A 19035-nucleotide genomic window follows, 5' to 3' on the forward strand; every position below is an offset into this window, starting at 1 on the left:
TTTGATTTTTTATTTTAGACACAAAAAGCACCTCCAAAGAAGTGCTTTGCTTTAAAATTATTTAATTTGATTTATTTGTTTATGCCTGTTTTCTGTTTTACATCCTGAAATGGTTTTGGTTTTGAAAAATGATATCCTTGTGAATACATGATACCGTATCGTTCAACTACTTTCTGAATATCATCATTCTCTACATATTCAGCTACAAGAGGGATACTTAGTTTTTGCCCCATTTGCGCAACAGTTTCAACAACAACTTCATTTACAAAACAAGTATGTACATCTTTTATGATTTTACCATCTATCTTCACAAAATCTGGTTGTAGTTTAATTACAGACAATAGATTCGAATAGCCTGCACCAAAATCATCTATGGCTATTTTTACGCCAAGTTTTCTAGCTTCTGTTATAAATGGAGCCAGTTCATCAATGTCTATGGCACTTTCATCTTCTAAAATCTCTAAAATCAAGTTATTCGGTTTATAAAATGATTGAATTTGTGAAAATACAGTTTTACAAAAACTTTTGGACAATAATAGATACGGGGATAGGTTTACACTAACCGGGCAATCCATCAAACTAAAATCGTTCAATACCGCATTAAAAATACACAAATTCAAGTCCAGATACAGTTTGTATTTTTTGGATATGGGCATAAAATATTCAGGGGAATACACTGTGCCATCAGGACCAATAATTCGCATTAGAGCTTCATATTTATCAATCTTATTTGTTTTATTATTGAAAAGTCCCTGATAATACGGAATCACTTTTTTATTTTCCAAAGCATATTTAATAATATCAAGTCGTTTATTTTCTTCTTCAGGCGTTATAGAAGAATCTATCTTGTATACCAATAAATTGCTGTTTCTAAGAAGACTCATAATATCATTTCCTTTCGTAATTATGGGCGAATAATATGATATCATTATTCTTTTTTTATGCTCCAGTTTTCAAAATCAACATCGTATTTATACCATGTATTGCCAAATGAACAGTTGTTTGGTAAATTGACACGATCCTCGTTAATATATAACACTTGACCCAAGGTAAATAATGGTAGTTTATACATATTTTCATGTTCCAATTCTTGTAATTCTCTTAAAATAGCATCTTCTCTCGTTTCATCAACTGTTGTACTCAGTTCTTCTACTAGAACATTAAAGTCAGAATTTTCAATCAACAATCGAGATAAATTAGGATTTTTGTCTGTATATTCAATATACCACTCACTCACATCAAATGCAGATAATCCCTTTAATAGTAGGTCATATTCTCGGTCTTCATATAGTTCAGTTGTTGAGCTTATAAAATTCAATTCCACTACAAAACCAATGGATTCTAAATTTTTTGCAACGTTTTCCATAAATGCTTTTGTGGTGTTATCTGTATAATAGTAAGCCAACTGCAAAGGTCTCGACAAATCATAATCTGATTGTTCCAACAATTCTTTCGCTTTTTCAGGGTCATATACAATGGTCTGTCCATTATAAGATGAATTCGAAGTTGGGACACCTGACTCTATGATTGTGCCTGAATCCAGATAATTAATATACAGTAATTCTTCTCGATTAATTGCCATCGAAATCGCATTTCTTACATTTATATCCAACATTGCAGAATTTTCATATTCGTCAATTCTATTCATATTAAATACAAAGTAGCGATAGAACAATATATCCACTTTATGTTCATTCATATACCGCATAGATCGATAGTTGATGATTTCAGTGATATTGTTGGTGGAATAATAATCTAAATTGGCAAATTTATAATTCATATGCAATACAACCTCCTCAATATTCGGAGATACACCTGCATAATATTCATTGCGAATCAGTTGAACCGTTTCATATGATACAACTTCATTCACTTTGTACATACCACTCACTATTGGAGATTTCCAGTACTCATCTTGGTCGATATTTTCAATATCTGCATCTTTGAGTGCATGCTCTGGTAATATTACAAACTGCGCCAAAACCTGCATCATTGTAGGATGTGGCACACTCAACTCTATTACAAAAGAATTATCTCCTGTTACTTTCAAACCTGATAATCCATTCAATGGATTTTCTTTGAACTCTTCATATCCTTTTATCTTTGAAAATGCAGTTAAATACAATCCATTTGCAGTTTTTGATTGCAGTATAGATTGAAAACTGAACATAATATCATCTACCGTTAGAGGTTCACCATCAGACCAAAGTATATCCTCTTTCAGGGTTATGTAATACTCCAAACCATCAGAAGATATATTGTAGCTTTGTGCCAAATCATACTCTACATTTTGAAATTTGCTATCTGCCAAAAACAAAGATCGAAACATCAAAGCATTGTGGAATTGCGAATTTTTCCAAGGATTGTCCAATAAATCATCATCATTCCAATTATTGATATATGGAAGATTTAAAACATTACCATCAATATAATCCAGCTGCTCATAGTATTTCGAAACAGCAATCTTACTTATAAAAAGTACCATTATAAAAGAAAAGGCAGTCATCAGCCACTTTTTATTCAATTTACGCATCTACCTCACAACCTTTCCTTTGGCATCCCATACGCAGGCGATGGCTTTGTCGTTGATTGCAATTTTTTGATTTCCGCTTTGTTGCGATACATATCTTGGTCGGCTATATCAAACAATTCACGCAATGTGATATCTTTGTCATGCATAGAAGATACAGCATATCCAGCTGCATAAGAAATTTGAAAACGTGTTTCTTTTTCGTTAAACGCTTCTGCCAAAAAAGCAACTTCCTTCAAGTAAAGCTGTATATCTTTCAATTCTAAGTTATGGTAATACACCATAAATTCATCGCCACCATATCTACCTACAAATACATCTTGTGTATGAATCTTAGTCCCATCTTTCATAATTTGTGCAAAACTATGTATCAACTCGTCACCCACTCGATGTCCATAGATATCATTGGTTTTCTTTAAATCGTTTAAATCAAATACAATCATCGCTCGTGAATAATCACCACCAATAGCAGTACGCAATATCTCATGACACTTAGAACGATTATATAAACCTGTTGCACCATCAATAAACATGGATTCAGACAATTCACGATTGCGTTTGAGTTCCATAATGATGAAAAATAATCTATGTCCTATGATACATGCAACCACAATCATTTGCAGAATAATCAACATTTGCATACGCAAAATAGATACAGATAACTCGCTAATATAATCAGAAGTTAGATTTGTTAGATTTGCTGCGTGGTAAAATAATCGTTCACTGGATGCAATCAAAGCAGATGACTCGCTATTTTCACGATAGTCAGTCAAATCAATTTTAACAACTTCCCAGTCAGAGGAAACATTGGATATACTTTTTAATATTTCGTCATGATTGCCAAAATATTCAGAAGCTTTTCCATTTTCTGGCTTTAATTCCGCTATTGTGTTATCTAAATTGAATACAAGTTCATCACCTTGAGTGCCCATAATTTCAAGCTTTACCAAACGTTGCACACTTGCATTCAGGTAATCTACCAAACTATGACCTTGAGAAGATGCTTCCAATTGATTTACGCATGAAGAAAAAGAATACCAAGAAAAACAAAGTGTAACCAATAGAAATCCAAGAACCAACCAAATCGTCAGTTGTTTATCATAAGTGGTTTTATTTTTTTTGTTATTCGTCACAATGCTATACCTCCTTGTTTTGTATCCAATATGAATGGCATTCTTTTTCCAATCCAATTCGTGTATTTTGTTTATTTAACTCCATTTTCATGCAATTATTCGCTTTTCTCGAATGACTGCCATAACTCTAAATCTCTCAAATTTCTCAATGTCCTATTTCTTAAGCCATTGCAAATCTACGTCTACCAGTAGACTGACAGAAAAATTCAGCTATTTTTCTATATAATCACCTGCACATTGATACAAAATTTTTTCTCTGCATTTGTTATATTTCAACATATATTTTATCACGAAACGATATTTTTTTGCAATATAAAACAAAATAATTATTGAATATTTCTGTTAAAAATTACATTTATTGTAAAAAATGTCAAATACAATAGCAATAGCACTCCAAAATTTCAGATTATTCACAAGTTTCAAATTCCCAATTAAACAAAATACCAAAAGTAGCAAGCAGATCCTTCTTTGAAAACACCATCATATATTAGACAGAAAAAAAGAGATTTATCCTATATTCCTTTTGAAATACAAAATAATCTCTACTGAATACTATATGAATTTTTATTGATTCAAAACTAAAACCTAATATCTAAGCCATTTTTCAATTTAGTCCTATTACACAATCATCAATCATCCAAACACGCATATGAGTATGTACTCCAAGCATAATCTCCACTGCTTCATTTGGTACAAATTTGGGTTCTGTGGTCATAATGGTTTTACCTGATGCCGATTGTGGCAATTCATCCTTTGCACGTTCTTTCATATGTACATTGGTCATATTGGGCAATACCATCAAATCCATGAAGCGTTTGATGAACATAGATTTCCCTGTGCGAACAGGTCCAACTATCCCCAAATAAAAATCACCACCAGTACGTTCTGCAATATCCTGATACATATCAAATTGTTCCATATGCAAACCTCCTCCAATAGCAAACTATTTCCATACAACTATACATATGAAGAAAAAGCCAATCTTATGTACAAAATTGCAGTTTCATCAAAATTTCAAAATAATATAAATTATTTTATTTTATGAAAAATAAATGTAAATAATTATTCCTAATTATATAGTAGATTTTATCACCGATAACCCTTAAAATACCATTAAAATCACATGTTTTATGGTTAATATCACCAATTATTTTGCAAAATCCTTCTTTTCCACTGGGTGCAAATGTCCTTTTCTCATGGATTAACAGACTTTCCAATGTATGCTAGTATGTTGTTGTGCGTTCAATATATTGATGATTTCCAACCAGATAATACTTTACGTTTATGGACATCTCTGAAAACTCAAGTTTCTATTTTGTGGCGGAGGTTTTTGCAGTATACCGAAAATCATTCGTAAAATAGTTACTTTGAGTTTTTGGAAATGACATTCATTATGTAGAACCACATACCAACTTTCATTTTATTATATTTTAAAGGAGGAATTATTATGGAAAGTACTACATTCATTAGCGCAGATAACACATGGGCTCTTATGGCTATCACATGTGGATGGGTAGCATTCTCTATCTACGCTGAACAAACATGGGCTTGGGCATCCAAACTTTCAGGTGCAATCATCGCTTTGATTGGAGCTTTGGTGCTCACAAATCTCAACATCATACCTACCAGTGCTGTTTGGTTTGATGATATTATTTGGGGTTACGTGGTTCCATTGGCAATTCCATTGCTTTTGTTGCAATGTGACATTAGAAAAATCTGGAAAGATTCTGGTCGTATGTTGATCATCTACTTGATTGGTGCAATTGGTACTGCTACTTCTGCTATGTTGGCATACACATTATTGAAAGGTTCCATTCCAGAACCAGCTGGTGTTGCTGCTATGATGACAGGTTCCTATATCGGTGGTGGTGTTAACCTTGCAACTGTATCTGCTGCATTTGAAGTTTCTGGTGAAACACTTTCCGCAACAACTGTAGCGGACAATATGTTGATGGCTTGTTATTTCTTCGTTTTGATTGCAATTCCATCTAGTGCTTTGTTCCGTAGATGGTTCAAACATCCTCATGTTGCAGAAGTAGAAGCAAAAGGTGCAGATGAAAACGCAAAAACACAAGCTGCTGCTTACTGGGATAGAAAACCAATCTCTTTGAGAGATATCGCTTTCAATTTCGCAATCAGTACCATCATTGTTTCTCTTTCTACAGAGCTTTCTGGTTTAATTACAGCTGCAATTCCTGCAACAAACACAGCAACAACGTTCATCAATGGTGTATTGGGTAACAAATACTTGCTTATGACTACAATCGCTATGTTGGTTGCAACATTTGGTTCCAAACAAGTTGCAAAAGTTTCTGGTTCTCAAGAATTGGGTACTTTCTTGATTTACTTGTTCTTGTTCGTAATTGGTGTTCCAGCTTCCATCAGCTTGATTTTGCAAAACGCACCAATGTTGTTCGTATTCTGCTTCATCATGGTTGCTGTTAACATGCTCTTCAGCTTTGGATTTGGTAAATTGCTCAAATTCGATATGGAAGAAATCATTCTTGCATCCAATGCAAATATTGGTGGACCTACAACAGCTGCTGCTATGGCTATTTCCCAAGGTTGGGTGAAACTCGTTGGTCCTGTTATGTTGATTGGTACATTGGGTTACGTAATCGGTACATATGCTGGTATTTCCATCGGTGTATTCCTTGGTGCATAATGACAATTATTTAGAAAAGAGGATACCCTATGTTCGATGGACACTGTGACATCTTTACCGATGTGACAATCAAACGATTACAAGGCGAAACACAAGTGTTGCAAAAACATCACTTAGAACGTCTGAAAAAAGGTGGTTTTACTGGAGGATGTTTCGTTTTCTGGATTGATCCACCTTATACAGAAAATCCACCTGCACGTTTGGAACAATTGCTCCAATGTGCATCAGATGAATTAGCTGAATGCAAAGGTGCTGTTCTGGTTCGCAATTTGAAAGAAATTGAAGCCGCAAAAACTGCTGACAAGTTTTATATATTGGCTGGTATGGAAGGACTTTCTGGTCTCGGTTCCAATGTTGAACAATTGTATCAACTCCATGACTTTGGTATTCGTGAAGTAATGCTCACTTGGAATGAACAAAATGCCTTTGCAACAGGTGCCAAAGGTGATAAAACACGTGGTTTGACTGACCTTGGAAAAGAAGCAATTTCCATTATCCAAGAAAAGAAAATGATTTTGGATGTATCCCATCTCAATGAAAAATCTTTCTGGGATGTAATAAAGGTTGCACAAACTCCAATTTTGGCTTCCCATTCCAATGCAAAAGCGCTTGCCAATGTAGCAAGAAACTTGACAGATGACCAACTATTTGCAATTCGTGATACAAAAGGTTTGATTGGTTTGAATTCTTTCGTTGAATTTCTTCATGATGATCCAAAAGAACAAACACTGGATCAATTTGCGAAACATGCAGCGTATATTGCAGAAAAAATTGGTGTGGAACATCTTGGATTTGGATTTGATTTCTGTGAATTCTTATCCAACGATTCTTTATCCAGTTTCGTTTCTGCTGACAATCCATATATCATTGGTTTGGAAGATTGCTCTAAAACACCTGTATTCTTGGAAAAATTAAAAGAAGTCGGTTTTAGTGATGCAGAAATCTTGCAAATTGCAGAAAAGAATTGGTTACATTTGATTGAACGAGTCATTGGTTGATGGATTGATACCCCTGTCGCTCAATCGGCAATGGCAAAACAATATCAGGCTTGGCATCTATATGGTGTCAAGTCTTTTTAAATGCTTAAATCTATTTGTAATACTTGTTCTATGCACTATACTTATAACCTGTAGTAGAAATAATGAATACTTGTCAATAAATAGATAACACCACAATGCAATGTGTTTTGTAGGGGTGACGTTTCGTCACCCATTTGCGTATATGGAATTAATTTTAGATAGGAATTCCTTCAAGTTTTAGAACATTCAAACCTTACTTTTCACTGGAGAAAAGTAACAAAATCCACCACTACTTCCGAAGCGTGGAGCACGTCTTAAGGAGGCTGCGACCCCTTAAGAATCCCTTGCAAGCGAAATCCTTTGGGTTAGAGAACAAATTGATATTTGAGCAAACTTCCTTTTTGGCTGGTGACGCATACTGAAATCCCTATTCATAACAATTTAGAGGAGTCCACTTTGCGAGCAAAGGCTGAGTGAAAACCCCAAAATAGCAGTATGATGACCATTCACTTTAGGTTTAGAACAGTAATCAAGAGGTGAGTGGCTTGTCACTCACGGTCTAATAGTACAAAACCAATCTCTACACCTTAATCTGACGGGTGGATTTTTAAGGAGGTCGGGTTAGAGCTTCTTAAATCGGGGCTCCACGCCTTCGAAACGAGTGGCAGTTTTTGATTACTTTTTGCTGTCAAAAAGTAAGGTCTGAGGTTCTAAACCATAAAAAAATTCCAGACTCAAATTTCACCATTCAACTACCTACCTCACTACATAAAATATAAATACCACTCTGCAAAACCATACAAAAAAGGGTGTAGACATCGTCTACACCCTTCGTTCATTCAATATGAATTATTGGTTAGCCAAACGTTTGTAGCTTTCCAATCTAGCTTTTGCATCATTTTCGGAAACTGCGAACAAGATTTCAGCTTCTTCAGGGAATGTTCTAAGCAAAGAGCTGTAACGAACTTCGCTCATCAAGAAATCTCTGAAGCTTGCTGTAGGTTCTTTGGAATCCAATGTGAATGGATTTTTGCCTTCTTCTACAGCAGGGTTGAATCTGTACATGTGCCAGTAACCTGCTTCCACAGCACGTTTGATTTCGTTTTGTGCAGCGGACATTTTGATACCGTGGTTGATACATGGAGCATAAGCAATGATCAAGGATGGACCATCATATTGTTCTGCTTCCATCATAGCTTTTACAACTTGGTTTTTGTCAGCACCCATTGCAACTTGTGCAACGTATACATAACCATAGCTCATAGCCATCATACCAAGGTCTTTTTTACGGATTTTTTTACCAGAAGCTGCGAATTGAGCAACAGCACCTACAGGTGTAGATTTGGACGCTTGACCACCAGTGTTGGAGTAAACTTCAGTATCGAATACCATAACGTTTACGTCTTCGCCAGATGCCAATACGTGATCCAAACCGCCGTAACCGATGTCGTAAGCCCAACCGTCACCACCGAAGATCCATTGAGATTTTTTCACCAATTGGTCTTTGTTGTCCATGATGTAGCCAACGATTTCTTTTACTTCAGCGTTGTCGCCAGCATAAGCGGAAACTGCTGCAACTACTGCATCAGATGCTGCTCTGGAAGCTTCGCCATCTTTCATTGTGGAAACCCAAGCATCAGCAACTTCTGCGAAGGAAGCGTCGATTGCTTTCAAGTTTTCCAATCTGTCTTTCAAGCCTTCTCTCATTTGTTTTACAGCTGTAGCCATACCCAAACCAAATTCAGCATTGTCTTCGAACAAGGAGTTAGCCCAAGCTGGACCTCTACCATCTTTGTTTGTTGTATAAGGCATAGAAGGAGCAGAACCACCCCAGATAGAAGAACAGCCTGTTGCATTTGCAACGTACATTCTATCACCGAACAATTGAGTGATCAATTTAGCATAAGGTGTTTCACCACAACCAGCACAAGCACCAGAGAACTCAAGCAAAGGTTGTTCGAATTGAGAACCTTTAACGGATGCTTTGTTCATAGGATTTGCTTTATGTTCCACTTCGTCAATAGCGAAGTCCCAGTTAGCGATTTCAATTTCTTGTGTTGCAAGAGGTTTCATAACCAAAGCTTTTTTAGGAGAAGGACAAACTTCTGCACAGCTATGGCAACCCAAGCAATCCAATGTGGATACTTGCATTCTGTATTTCAATTCGCCAAAACCAGCACCTTTAGCAGCAACAGCTACGAAAGCTTCTGGAGCGTTTGCCAATTCTGCATCGGAAACCAAAACAGGTCTAATTGCAGCATGAGGACAAACATAAGCACATTGGTTACATTGGATACAGTTTTCTGGAATCCATTCTGGAACGTCAACTGCAACACCACGTTTTTCGTAAGCAGATGTACCACAAGGGAATGTACCATCTTCTCTACCAGAGAATGCGGATACAGGCAAGCTGTCGCCTTCTTGTGCGTTCATAGGTTCTACTACGTTTTTCACGAAGTCAGTTGTTTTTCTTGCAACACCAGCTTCAGCATCAACTGCATTAGCCCATTCAGCAGGAACAGCAACTTCAACGATACCTTCAGCACCTTTGTCTACAGCAGCATAGTTCATGTTGAGGATAGCTTCCCCTTTTTTGCCATAAGATTTTGTGATAGCACCTTTCATGTATTCAATCGCTTGTTCAGATGGAATGATTTCAGCCAATTTGAAGAATGCAGATTGCAATACAGTATTGATTCTGTTACCCAAACCAATTTCACCAGCGATTGCTGTACCGTCGATGATGTAGAATTTAGCTTTCTTTTCTACCAATTGTTTTTTGAGTTTTGCTGGCAATTTTTCATCCAATTCTGCAACAGACCAGTTGGTGTTGAGCAAGAATGTACCGCCATCGTTGAGTTCTGTAACCATATCATAAAGATGAACGTATTCTTGTTTATGACAAGCTACGAAATCAGCTGTTTTTACCAAGTATGTAGAACGGATTGGTTTTTTACCAAAACGAAGGTGAGATTGTGTAATACCACCAGATTTTTTAGAGTCATAGCTGAAGTATGCTTGTGCGTACATATCAGTATGGTCACCAATGATTTTGATGGAGTTTTTGTTCGCACCAACAGTACCGTCAGCACCAAGACCCCAGAATTTACAGCTAATTGTGCCATCGCCTTCTGTAACGCTGATTTCTTTACCAACTTCCAAAGAAGTGTTTGTAACGTCATCTACGATACCCATTGTGAAGTGATTTTTAGGTTTGTCCAAGGACAAGTTAGCATATACTGCAACGAATTGAGCAGGTGTAACGTCTTTGGAACCCAAACCATAACGACCGCCAACAACAACTGGAGCTTCTTCTGCTTCAAACATTGCTGTACAAACGTCCATGTAAAGAGGTTCGCCCAAGGAACCAGGTTCTTTTGTTCTATCCAATACAGCGATTTTTTTAGCTGTTTTAGGAATAGCTTCCAAGAAGCTTGTAGCTACGAAAGGACGGAACAAGTGAACTTTAACAAGACCAACTTTTTCGCCTTTAGCCATCATGAAATCAATTGTTTCTTCAATCGCTTCACAAGCAGAACCCATTGCTACGATAACTCTATCTGCATCAGGTGCACCATAGTAGTTGAACAATTTGTAATCTCTACCTGTCATTCTATTGATTTCGCCCAAGTATTCTTCTACTACAGCTGGAAGTGCATCATAGAATTTGTTTGCAGCTTCTCTTGCTTGGAAGTAGATATCAGGATTTTGTGCTGTACCTCTAATTACTGGGTGTTCTGGGTTCAAAGCATTGTTTTTGTATGCATTTACAGCATCCATATCAATTACTTTTGCCAATTCATCGTAATCCACACATTCGATTTTTTGAATTTCGTGGGAAGTTCTGAAACCATCGAAGAAGTGCAAGAAAGGAACTCTACCTTTGATTGCAGACAAGTGAGCTACACAGCCCAAGTCCATAACTTCTTGTACACTGTTGGAAACCAACATAGCAAAACCTGTTTGACGACATGCCATAACGTCGGAGTGATCACCGAAGATGGACAATGCTTGTGCAGCCAAAGCACGAGCTGTTACGTGGAATACACCAGGAAGCAACTCACCAGAGATTTTGTACATGTTAGGAATCATCAACAACAAGCCTTGGGAAGCTGTATATGTTGTTGTCAACGCACCTGCAGCCAAGGAACCGTGAACTGTACCAGCAGCACCTGCTTCAGATTGCATTTCTACTACTTTAACTGTTTGACCAAAAAGATTTTTCTTACCATTTGCAGCCCAATCGTCTGTTTTTTCAGCCATTGGAGAAGATGGTGTAATTGGGAAAATACCAGCTACTTCTGTAAATGCATATGATGCATAAGCAGCAGCTTCATTCCCGTCCATTGTTTTCATTACTTTAGACATTGTTTCTTCCTCCTTCTAATTGATGAAAATTTTGTTTTCGAGAAAAACGCACTTGCCTTGCTAATTTCTCCTTGCAACATCGCATATTTTGTAAATTCAAATTTCATACTTTACAAACCAACAATCAAACAACTATTGGATTCATATCATAATTGTTCTGTTTTACAACTTGCAAGTTACTCTCCTATTATACAACATACTTCTGTATAATTTCAACTATATTACACAAAATTCAGCGTTATGTTTATAACAAGTTGCCAGTTGTTTGTATTGTGCATATTTCCAGATAATCCCTATTGATTTTTTGGCTATTTTTTAACAATTTCTTTTTCTTGAAATTTATAATTTTGCAGAAATATCTTTTTTTTCATAGGATTTTATGTATTTCCATCGCCTTTTAATTACAAGCTTGATAAAAATACGTCAATCTTTTTTCGTTTTTGTACATATTTTTTGAATATAAAATTTTATTATTTTAAAATAAAAAATATTATTCATTTTTTTCCATAATGTAAATACATTTGTCCTTCTTTTGCAAACATATGTCATTTTATTAACAAAATTTGAATTTATCCTTCATTTTTCATATAATACACTTGTTTTTTGATTTTTCCCCCAATTATACATACAATCCACATTTTCGCAAAATCCAATGGTAAGAAAACGAAAGTTCCTGCTGGTAGTGTTGCAATAAAACCTGTGTTCATAGTTTTTGCCATCCAAAATGTACCCATCATGTAGGTAACACAAGTAGATAAAAACATACCCGTCAATTGTAATATCCTATTTTCTGGAAAACGATGGATTGCCACACTGCTTCCATAAACCAAAACAAGATACCCCACCAAGTAGCCACCACCAGCAGATACAAAGCGAGAAATCCCACCTGCATATCCTGAAAATACAGGCAAACCAATTGCTCCAAGAAGCAAATACAACAACGTTGCCACCAATGCATCCTTGGGTTCTAAGATATATGCTGCCAAATACAAAGCAAATGTACCAAGAGTCAACGCAACAGGACTCATGGGCAATGGTATGCTAATGGGTGCGCAAATGCAAATCAGTGCTGTAAATAATGCGATATATGTCATTCTTTTTGTGTTCATATGATACCTCTTTCCTCTTTATCTGTTGTAAAATCGTCTTTGCTTTTGTATTGTATCCACCAAACGTTTTATTGTCAACAATATTGCACATATTAGGTTTACAATCAATCATGCTATGTTATATGACAAATTGCAACTTTTATGGTATGATAGATATATAGTAAAAACCCTATCGTTAGGAGCGTGATATATATGAAAGAAATTTGTACCAAATGTGGCAGTGCCATTGATTCCCTTGATGTTTTCTGTTCTGGTTGTGGTCGTAAAATAGACCGTAGCCACAATATACATACACCCAAACAAAGTATCGACAACGAACCTTTGACCATTGGCAAGTGTCTATTGGGGTTACTTCTGTTGGTGATTCCCGTTGTAAACCTCATTTGTCTATTGATTTGGGCATTTTCCAGCAATTCCAATACCAATGTAAAAAACATTGCACGTGCTTTGTTGCTTGCTGTTGTCATTTGCACTGCTTTGTTGATTTTTGGTGCAGTTCAGTGTTTCTTTGAACTCCAAACCTTCTTTTCAACACCACCTGCGCAAATAGAAGAAACCATCCCAAGCATACCTTGGAAGCATTTGGATATTCCATTTGATGTGTCCTATTTATAAGAAATTTCAGCGAGCCTTTTGTGGGTTCGCTTTTTTTTATCCAAATTTACGTAATAAAAATCACTCTTTTCTTCCATACTATTGGCAAATGAAAAAAGGAGTGATGTAATGGAAATTTTAACAGTTGTACAAATCCTATTTTTTGCAATGGGTATCTATTATTTTTATAAAAACAGCAACAAAAAGGTCAAATCCGACTTGCTATCTTCTGAAGAAAACATGCGACAATTGGATTTGCTTGCAGATATGCGAAACGAAGCTTTGACAGAACCTTTATCAGAACAAACCAGACCCAAACAACTTTCTGAAATTGTAGGTCAAGAAAAGGCAATCAAAGCCTTACGTAGTGCCCTGTGTAGTCCAAATCCACAGCATATTTTGATTTATGGACCACCTGGAGTTGGCAAAACTGCTGCTGCTCGGTTGATTTTGGAAGAAGCCAAAGCCTCTGATTTATCACCATTTTCTGATGATGCAAAGTTTGTGGAGATGGATGCCACCACCCTACAATTTGATGAGCGTAACATTGCAGATCCATTGTTGGGTTCTGTTCATGATCCCATTTACCAAGGTGCTGGTGCTTTTGGACAAGCTGGCATTCCACACCCCAAAAAAGGTGCTGTTTCTGAAGCCCATGGTGGTGTTTTGTTTCTGGATGAAATTGGTGAACTCCATTCTTTGCAAATGAACAAGCTTCTAAAAATCTTGGAAGATCGCATTGCCCATTTCCAAAGCAGTTATTACAGCAAACAAAACAAATCCATACCACCTTATATCCATGAAATTTTTCAAAAAGGGATTCCTGCTGATTTTCGTTTGATTGGTGCCACCACCAGAAATCCATCTGACATTCCACCAGCTCTCAGATCTAGGTGTACAGAAATTTTCTTTGAACCACTGACCAGAACTTCTGTGGAACGCATTGCAAAAAATGGTTTGCAACGTACTGGACTGCCCTATGAAGAAGGCATTTGCCAAAAAATTGCAACTTATGCTGGTGGTGGTCGTGATGCTGTAAACATTGTGCAATCTCTAACTGCACTTTCTATGATGGAAGGGAATCGTAAAATCACCACATCTGACTTGGATTGGGTTGCAGAAACAGGCCATTACCAACCTATGTTGAAACGCAAAATTCCAAATGCACCACAAATCGGTGTGGTCAATGGACTTGCTGTCAGTGGTTCCATTGGTACTCTTTTGACGGTAGAAGCCTGTGTACAACCTTGTATCAGTGGTGGTTCCTTGACTGTAACAGGTATTGTAGAAGAAGAAGAATTTCACAACAAACAACATTCCAGCAAACGCAAAAGCAATGCCAAAAGTTCTGCTGAAAACGTGTTGACCTTCTTGGAACACTATGGATTCCACAAAGAAACTCATCATGTACACATCAATTTTCCTGGTGGCACTCCTGTAGATGGTCCTTCTGCTGGTATTGCTATGTTTTTGGCAGTTTATTCTGCATTCAAAAAAATCCCAGTACCAAATCAACTTGCATTGACTGGTGAATTGGGTCTTTTGGGTCAAGTGTTACCTGTTGGTGGTGTTATGGAGAAATTGCTTGCTGCAAAGGAAGCTGGTGTCACCACTGCTTATATTCCAAAGGATAATTGGCAGGATACCTTCCAATCCATACCACTGGAGATTCATTCCATTGATCATATTTCAGAATTGTTGGAATCTATCTTTTCCAACACACAACAAAACACCATTGCTTCTGCTGAAATTCTGACTGCTTCTCCAACTGAATATCTATAAAACAAAAAGAACCCTTTTCGTAAGGTCTCATACTTACGAAAGGGGTTCTTCTAAAAAAGGGGAAATTTTATATATCAAAAAGCTTTTGGCTTTGTTTACATGGTGGTTTATCTGTATTGCCCTGTTGCTTTTTTCTATGAACCTAGTATATAAAAACTTTGTGAAGTAAGTATGTATGTTTTCTGACAAAACTCTTAAGAAAACTGTATAAAAAACAAAACAAAAAGCGACTTTTTTCTGAAATCATGAAAATTATTGTGTTTTGATTAGAAAATCAGTATTTTTAAAACTTACATATATCTTCATTGCCTAAGATTATTTATATAATGTGTAGTGAAGCAGGAAATTGAGTGGCAAAATTTTAGTTTTTAATTTATTCAAATGTTAGAGCCTTTTAGACCGTACCTTTTGACACCAAAAGGTACCCCAAAAGTGCCACTCTTTTCGAAGGCGTGGAGCCCCGATTTAAAGGGGTCTAACACGACGGGTCATCATTTTGCAAGCAAAATCACCTACGGTGACCGCCACTTCTTTGGCGGTGAGTCCTTAAAAATACCCCCAAAATTAGGTTGGTTAGTGGTGTAAATCCTACGATTAGACCGTGAGTGACAAAGCCCCTCACCTCTTGATTACTGGCTCAAAAAATCTTGATATTTATGTTTGTGTAGGGGATGGCGTCCTCGACATCCCGCTATTAGAATTAAATAATTTATCAAATGACTTATGATTTCCACTCAGCCTTTGCTTGCAAAGCGGAATCCTCTCAATTTATTACTAGTGAAAATTTCAATAAGCGTCTCTAGCCATGAAGGAAGTTTGCTCGAATATAAATTATTTCTCTAGCTAATTGGATTCCACCTTGCAAGGGAGTTTCGAGGGGTCGCAGCCCCCTTGAACCGTGCTCCACGCTTCGGAAGTAGTGGCACTTTTTGTTACTTTTTGGTGTCAAAAAGTAAGATCTGAATGCTTTAAAACGTGAATAAATTCCTACCTAATATTAATTCACAAACATTCCAACGGGTGACGAAACATCACCCCTACAAAACCAACGTTACTACAGAGTATAAGCATAATAACTATATGTAATAACAAAAAACCGTCAGCATATGCCAACGGTTCTTCTATCTTACAATAATTAATGTTCTTGATATTCTGTATCATCCAAACGAAGTGCTTCCCAAAGTTCAATTTCAGGATTCTTTTGCATGAAGTTATTCAATGTGTATTGATTTGCAAACACAATGATTGGTCTTTCGAAGCGATCGTAAACCAAAGCGCTTCTTGCCACCAAATGGTCACGCACATCTTCCACAGTTTCTGGATTCACCCAACGTGCCACGCTATAATCCAAAGGTTCCATACGCACTTCAGAATTGTACTCATTGTTCAAACGATATTCAAACACTTCAAATTGCAATTGACCAACAGCACCTAAAATAACATCATTGAAATCGTTGTGGTACACTTGGATTGCACCTTCTTGCGCCAATTGTTGCACCCCTTTTTGGAATTGTTTTGCCTTCAAAGAATTCACAGGATGCACACGCATAAACAACTCTGGTGGGAAGGTTGGCAATGGTTCAAAGAACAATTTTTCTTTTCTATCGGTCAATGTATCCCCAATTTGATAGTTTCCACTATCGTAGATACCAATGATATCCCCAACCACTGCAGTTTCCACAGTTTCACGTTCATTTGCCATAAGCTGTGTAGATTGGCTCAACTTCATTTGCTTTCCTGTTCTAGAAAGTGTCACTGACATACCTCTTGTAAAGGTACCAGAACAAATACGCATAAATGCAAGTCTATCTCTATGAGCAGGGTTCATATTTGCTTGGATTTTGAAAATAAATCCACTGAAGAACTCATCTGTTGGTTGCACTTCGCCAACGGTGGTTTTTCTAACGCCAGGACTTGGTGCCCACTCCAAGAAATGTTGTAAGAATGGTGTGATCCCAAAGTCTGCCAAAGCAGAACCAAAGAACACAGGTGACAATTTACCATCTTTGATTGCTTGCAAGTCAAATTCATTGCCAGCACCATCAATGAGCTCCATTTCATCACGCAAAATATCCAAGTTTGCTTGTGAAATCACATCCACCAATTCATCGCCATAAACACCATTGGCACCCAATTCCACAACGCCATTTTTTTGACGATAGAGATATACTTTATTTTCCAAACGGTCATAAATCCCTTCAAATGTCAAACCATTGCCAATTGGCCATGTGACAACCGTAGAAGGAAGTCCCAAAGCATCTTCCAAGTCTGCCATACAATCCAAAGGATCTCTTGATTGACGATCCAATTTGTTGATGAAAGTAAAGATAGGAATGCCACGCATACTACAAACCTTGAACAATTTTACAGTTTGTGCTTCCACCCCTTTTGCAGCATCGATCACCATGACTGCACTATCCACAGATGTCAAAATACGATAGGTATCTTCACCAAAGTCATTATGCCCAGGTGTATCCATAATGGAAACCACTTTGTCTTGGTATTCAAATTGCATAACAGAGGAAGTTACAGAAATCCCTCTTTGTTTTTCAATTGCCATCCAGTCACTCTTTGCGAACTTGGAGTTTCTTCTTGCTTTTACAGTACCCGCTTCACGAATTGCACCACCGTGGAGCAATAATTTTTCTGTCAATGTTGTTTTACCAGCATCCGGATGCGAAATAATACCAAAAATCTTTCGCTTTTGGATTTCTTCAATGATATTCATAGTATTCAAATTCCTTTCCAGTCCATTTTCTATTCTTGCACACTATTTCTATTTTACCTGATTTTATCAGAAAAAGAAATACCTATACCGGTATTTTATGAAAAATTTAAAAGATTAGATCCTTCTCTCTTTGATACAAGTATCAAAAACTCTGGATGACAGGTTTTGAGTGATGAATTTGCTTTAAAATGGCAGGTCTTTTTAAGGTTGTCCATCCTGTTTGAATACCTATTGTCATTCTAAATATTTCCCTGCTTGTCATTCCGAATACCATGAGGAATCTTTGATTTCAGATTCTTCATCGCTGTGCTCCTCTGAATGACAGCATATGGGGTTTCATTGTAGGAGTGTTTTACATAGAATGACAGATGTGCATGTAAATTTCATGTTTTTAAAAAAGACATTGACGAAGATTTGTCTTTCATATACAATGAAATTATAACCATTATACCTATCTTATTGGAGGAATGAAAATGAGCATGAAAATCACAAACACAGATAAAGCACCAGCAGCAATCGGACCTTACTGTCAAGCAGTTGCAGTCAATGGTTTCTTGTTCACAAGTGGTCAAGTTCCAATTGATCCAGCTGTAGGCGATGTAGTTGCAACAACAATTACAGACCAAGCAGAACAAGTTATGAAAAACTTGGCAGCAGTTTTGGAAGCAAACGAAATCACTTTCACAGACGCAATCAAAACAACATGTTTCTTGTCTGATATGGATAACTTTGCAGCATTCAATGAAGTTTACGCAAAATATTTCACCAGCAAACCTGCACGTTCTTGTGTAGCAGTGAAAACATTGCCTAAAAACGTTATGTGTGAAGTGGAAGTTATTGCTTTGTTGAAATAAGATTTTAAGAGTGGGTGTATGCTCACTCTTTTTTTGTGCCTGTAGCCAAATGGTGGAATGTGGGTGCCTACTATGTAAAATAAAAAGTCCCAATTAAAGATAACAAGGCTTTTATATCTTGTAGGGTACGCATTGTATGCGTACCGAAAGTGGAATGCATACAATGCATTCCCTACATAATTAAGATCTTTCTTGTATGTTAAGTCTAGTTAAGTTTAATTGGGATAATAAAAAAAGGTGATTCCTAAAAACC

11 protein-coding genes and 1 pseudogene are annotated in these 19035 nt (G+C 36.8%); 5 read left to right on the forward strand and 7 right to left on the reverse strand.

Annotated elements, in window-relative coordinates:
* Positions 1–71 precede the first annotated feature (71 nt).
* From MJY40_RS10200 to MJY40_RS10215, 4 genes and pseudogenes are all read right to left on the reverse strand, one after another.
* Positions 72–884 (reverse strand): EAL domain-containing protein, encoded by an 813-nt coding sequence (locus MJY40_RS10200; RefSeq protein ID WP_317854142.1) that lies wholly within the window; start codon positions 882–884, stop codon positions 72–74.
* Between the two features lie 44 nt (positions 885–928).
* Positions 929–2533, reverse strand: coding sequence for an ABC transporter substrate-binding protein (locus tag MJY40_RS10205; RefSeq protein WP_317854143.1), 1605 nt, complete (start codon positions 2531–2533; stop codon positions 929–931).
* A gap of 5 nt (positions 2534–2538) precedes the next feature.
* Complete coding sequence (locus tag MJY40_RS10210) at positions 2539–3663, reverse strand: GGDEF domain-containing protein (RefSeq protein ID WP_317854144.1); 1125 nt, start codon at positions 3661–3663, stop codon at positions 2539–2541.
* Positions 3664–4282: 619 nt separating this feature from the next.
* Positions 4283–4582, reverse strand: a pseudogene (locus MJY40_RS10215) (stage IV sporulation protein A); the annotation flags it as partial.
* Positions 4583–5110: 528 nt separating this feature from the next.
* On the opposite strand from MJY40_RS10215, the gene MJY40_RS10220 reads away from it, so the two are divergent.
* Together MJY40_RS10220 and MJY40_RS10225 are read left to right on the forward strand one after the other, a co-directional pair.
* Positions 5111–6328 carry a DUF819 family protein gene (locus tag MJY40_RS10220; RefSeq protein ID WP_317854145.1) on the forward strand — a complete coding sequence of 406 codons (1218 nt, stop codon included), beginning with the start codon at positions 5111–5113 and terminating at the stop codon, positions 6326–6328.
* 29 nt (positions 6329–6357) lie between these two features.
* Entirely contained in the window at positions 6358–7326 is a 969-nt protein-coding gene (locus MJY40_RS10225) for a dipeptidase (RefSeq protein WP_317854146.1), read from the forward strand.
* 870 nt (positions 7327–8196) lie between these two features.
* Here MJY40_RS10225 and nifJ read toward each other — a convergent pair.
* Together nifJ and MJY40_RS10235 are read right to left on the reverse strand one after the other, a co-directional pair.
* Positions 8197–11715: a pyruvate:ferredoxin (flavodoxin) oxidoreductase gene (gene nifJ, locus MJY40_RS10230; RefSeq protein WP_317854147.1), complete on the reverse strand. Its 3519-nt coding sequence runs from the start codon at positions 11713–11715 to the stop codon at positions 8197–8199.
* A 569-nt stretch (positions 11716–12284) separates the two neighbouring features.
* Positions 12285–12824, reverse strand: a complete 540-nt coding sequence (locus MJY40_RS10235; protein ID WP_317854148.1) for a biotin transporter BioY — start codon at positions 12822–12824, stop codon at positions 12285–12287.
* Positions 12825–13016: 192 nt separating this feature from the next.
* Here MJY40_RS10235 and MJY40_RS10240 point away from each other — a divergent pair, with 192 nt between their 5' ends.
* Complete coding sequence (locus MJY40_RS10240) at positions 13017–13439, forward strand: hypothetical protein (protein WP_317854149.1); 423 nt, start codon at positions 13017–13019, stop codon at positions 13437–13439.
* Positions 13440–13547: 108 nt separating this feature from the next.
* Complete coding sequence (locus MJY40_RS10245; RefSeq protein ID WP_317854150.1) at positions 13548–15200, forward strand: S16 family serine protease; 1653 nt, start codon at positions 13548–13550, stop codon at positions 15198–15200.
* 1135 nt (positions 15201–16335) lie between these two features.
* Here MJY40_RS10245 and MJY40_RS10250 read toward each other — a convergent pair.
* The gene (locus tag MJY40_RS10250; protein WP_317854151.1) at positions 16336–17928 is read right to left on the reverse strand and encodes a peptide chain release factor 3; all 1593 of its coding nucleotides are present in this window, start codon (positions 17926–17928) and stop codon (positions 16336–16338) included.
* A 479-nt stretch (positions 17929–18407) separates the two neighbouring features.
* Between MJY40_RS10250 and MJY40_RS10255 the strand changes: the two genes are divergently transcribed.
* A complete protein-coding gene (locus MJY40_RS10255) occupies positions 18408–18782 on the forward strand; it encodes a RidA family protein (RefSeq protein WP_317856444.1) in 375 nt (124 codons plus the stop codon).
* Positions 18783–19035: the final 253 nt, after the last annotated feature.

It is taken from the genome of Chakrabartyella piscis (assembly GCA_030067835.1).
GTDB classification, from domain to species: domain Bacteria; phylum Bacillota; class Clostridia; order Lachnospirales; family Anaerotignaceae; genus Chakrabartyella; species Chakrabartyella piscis.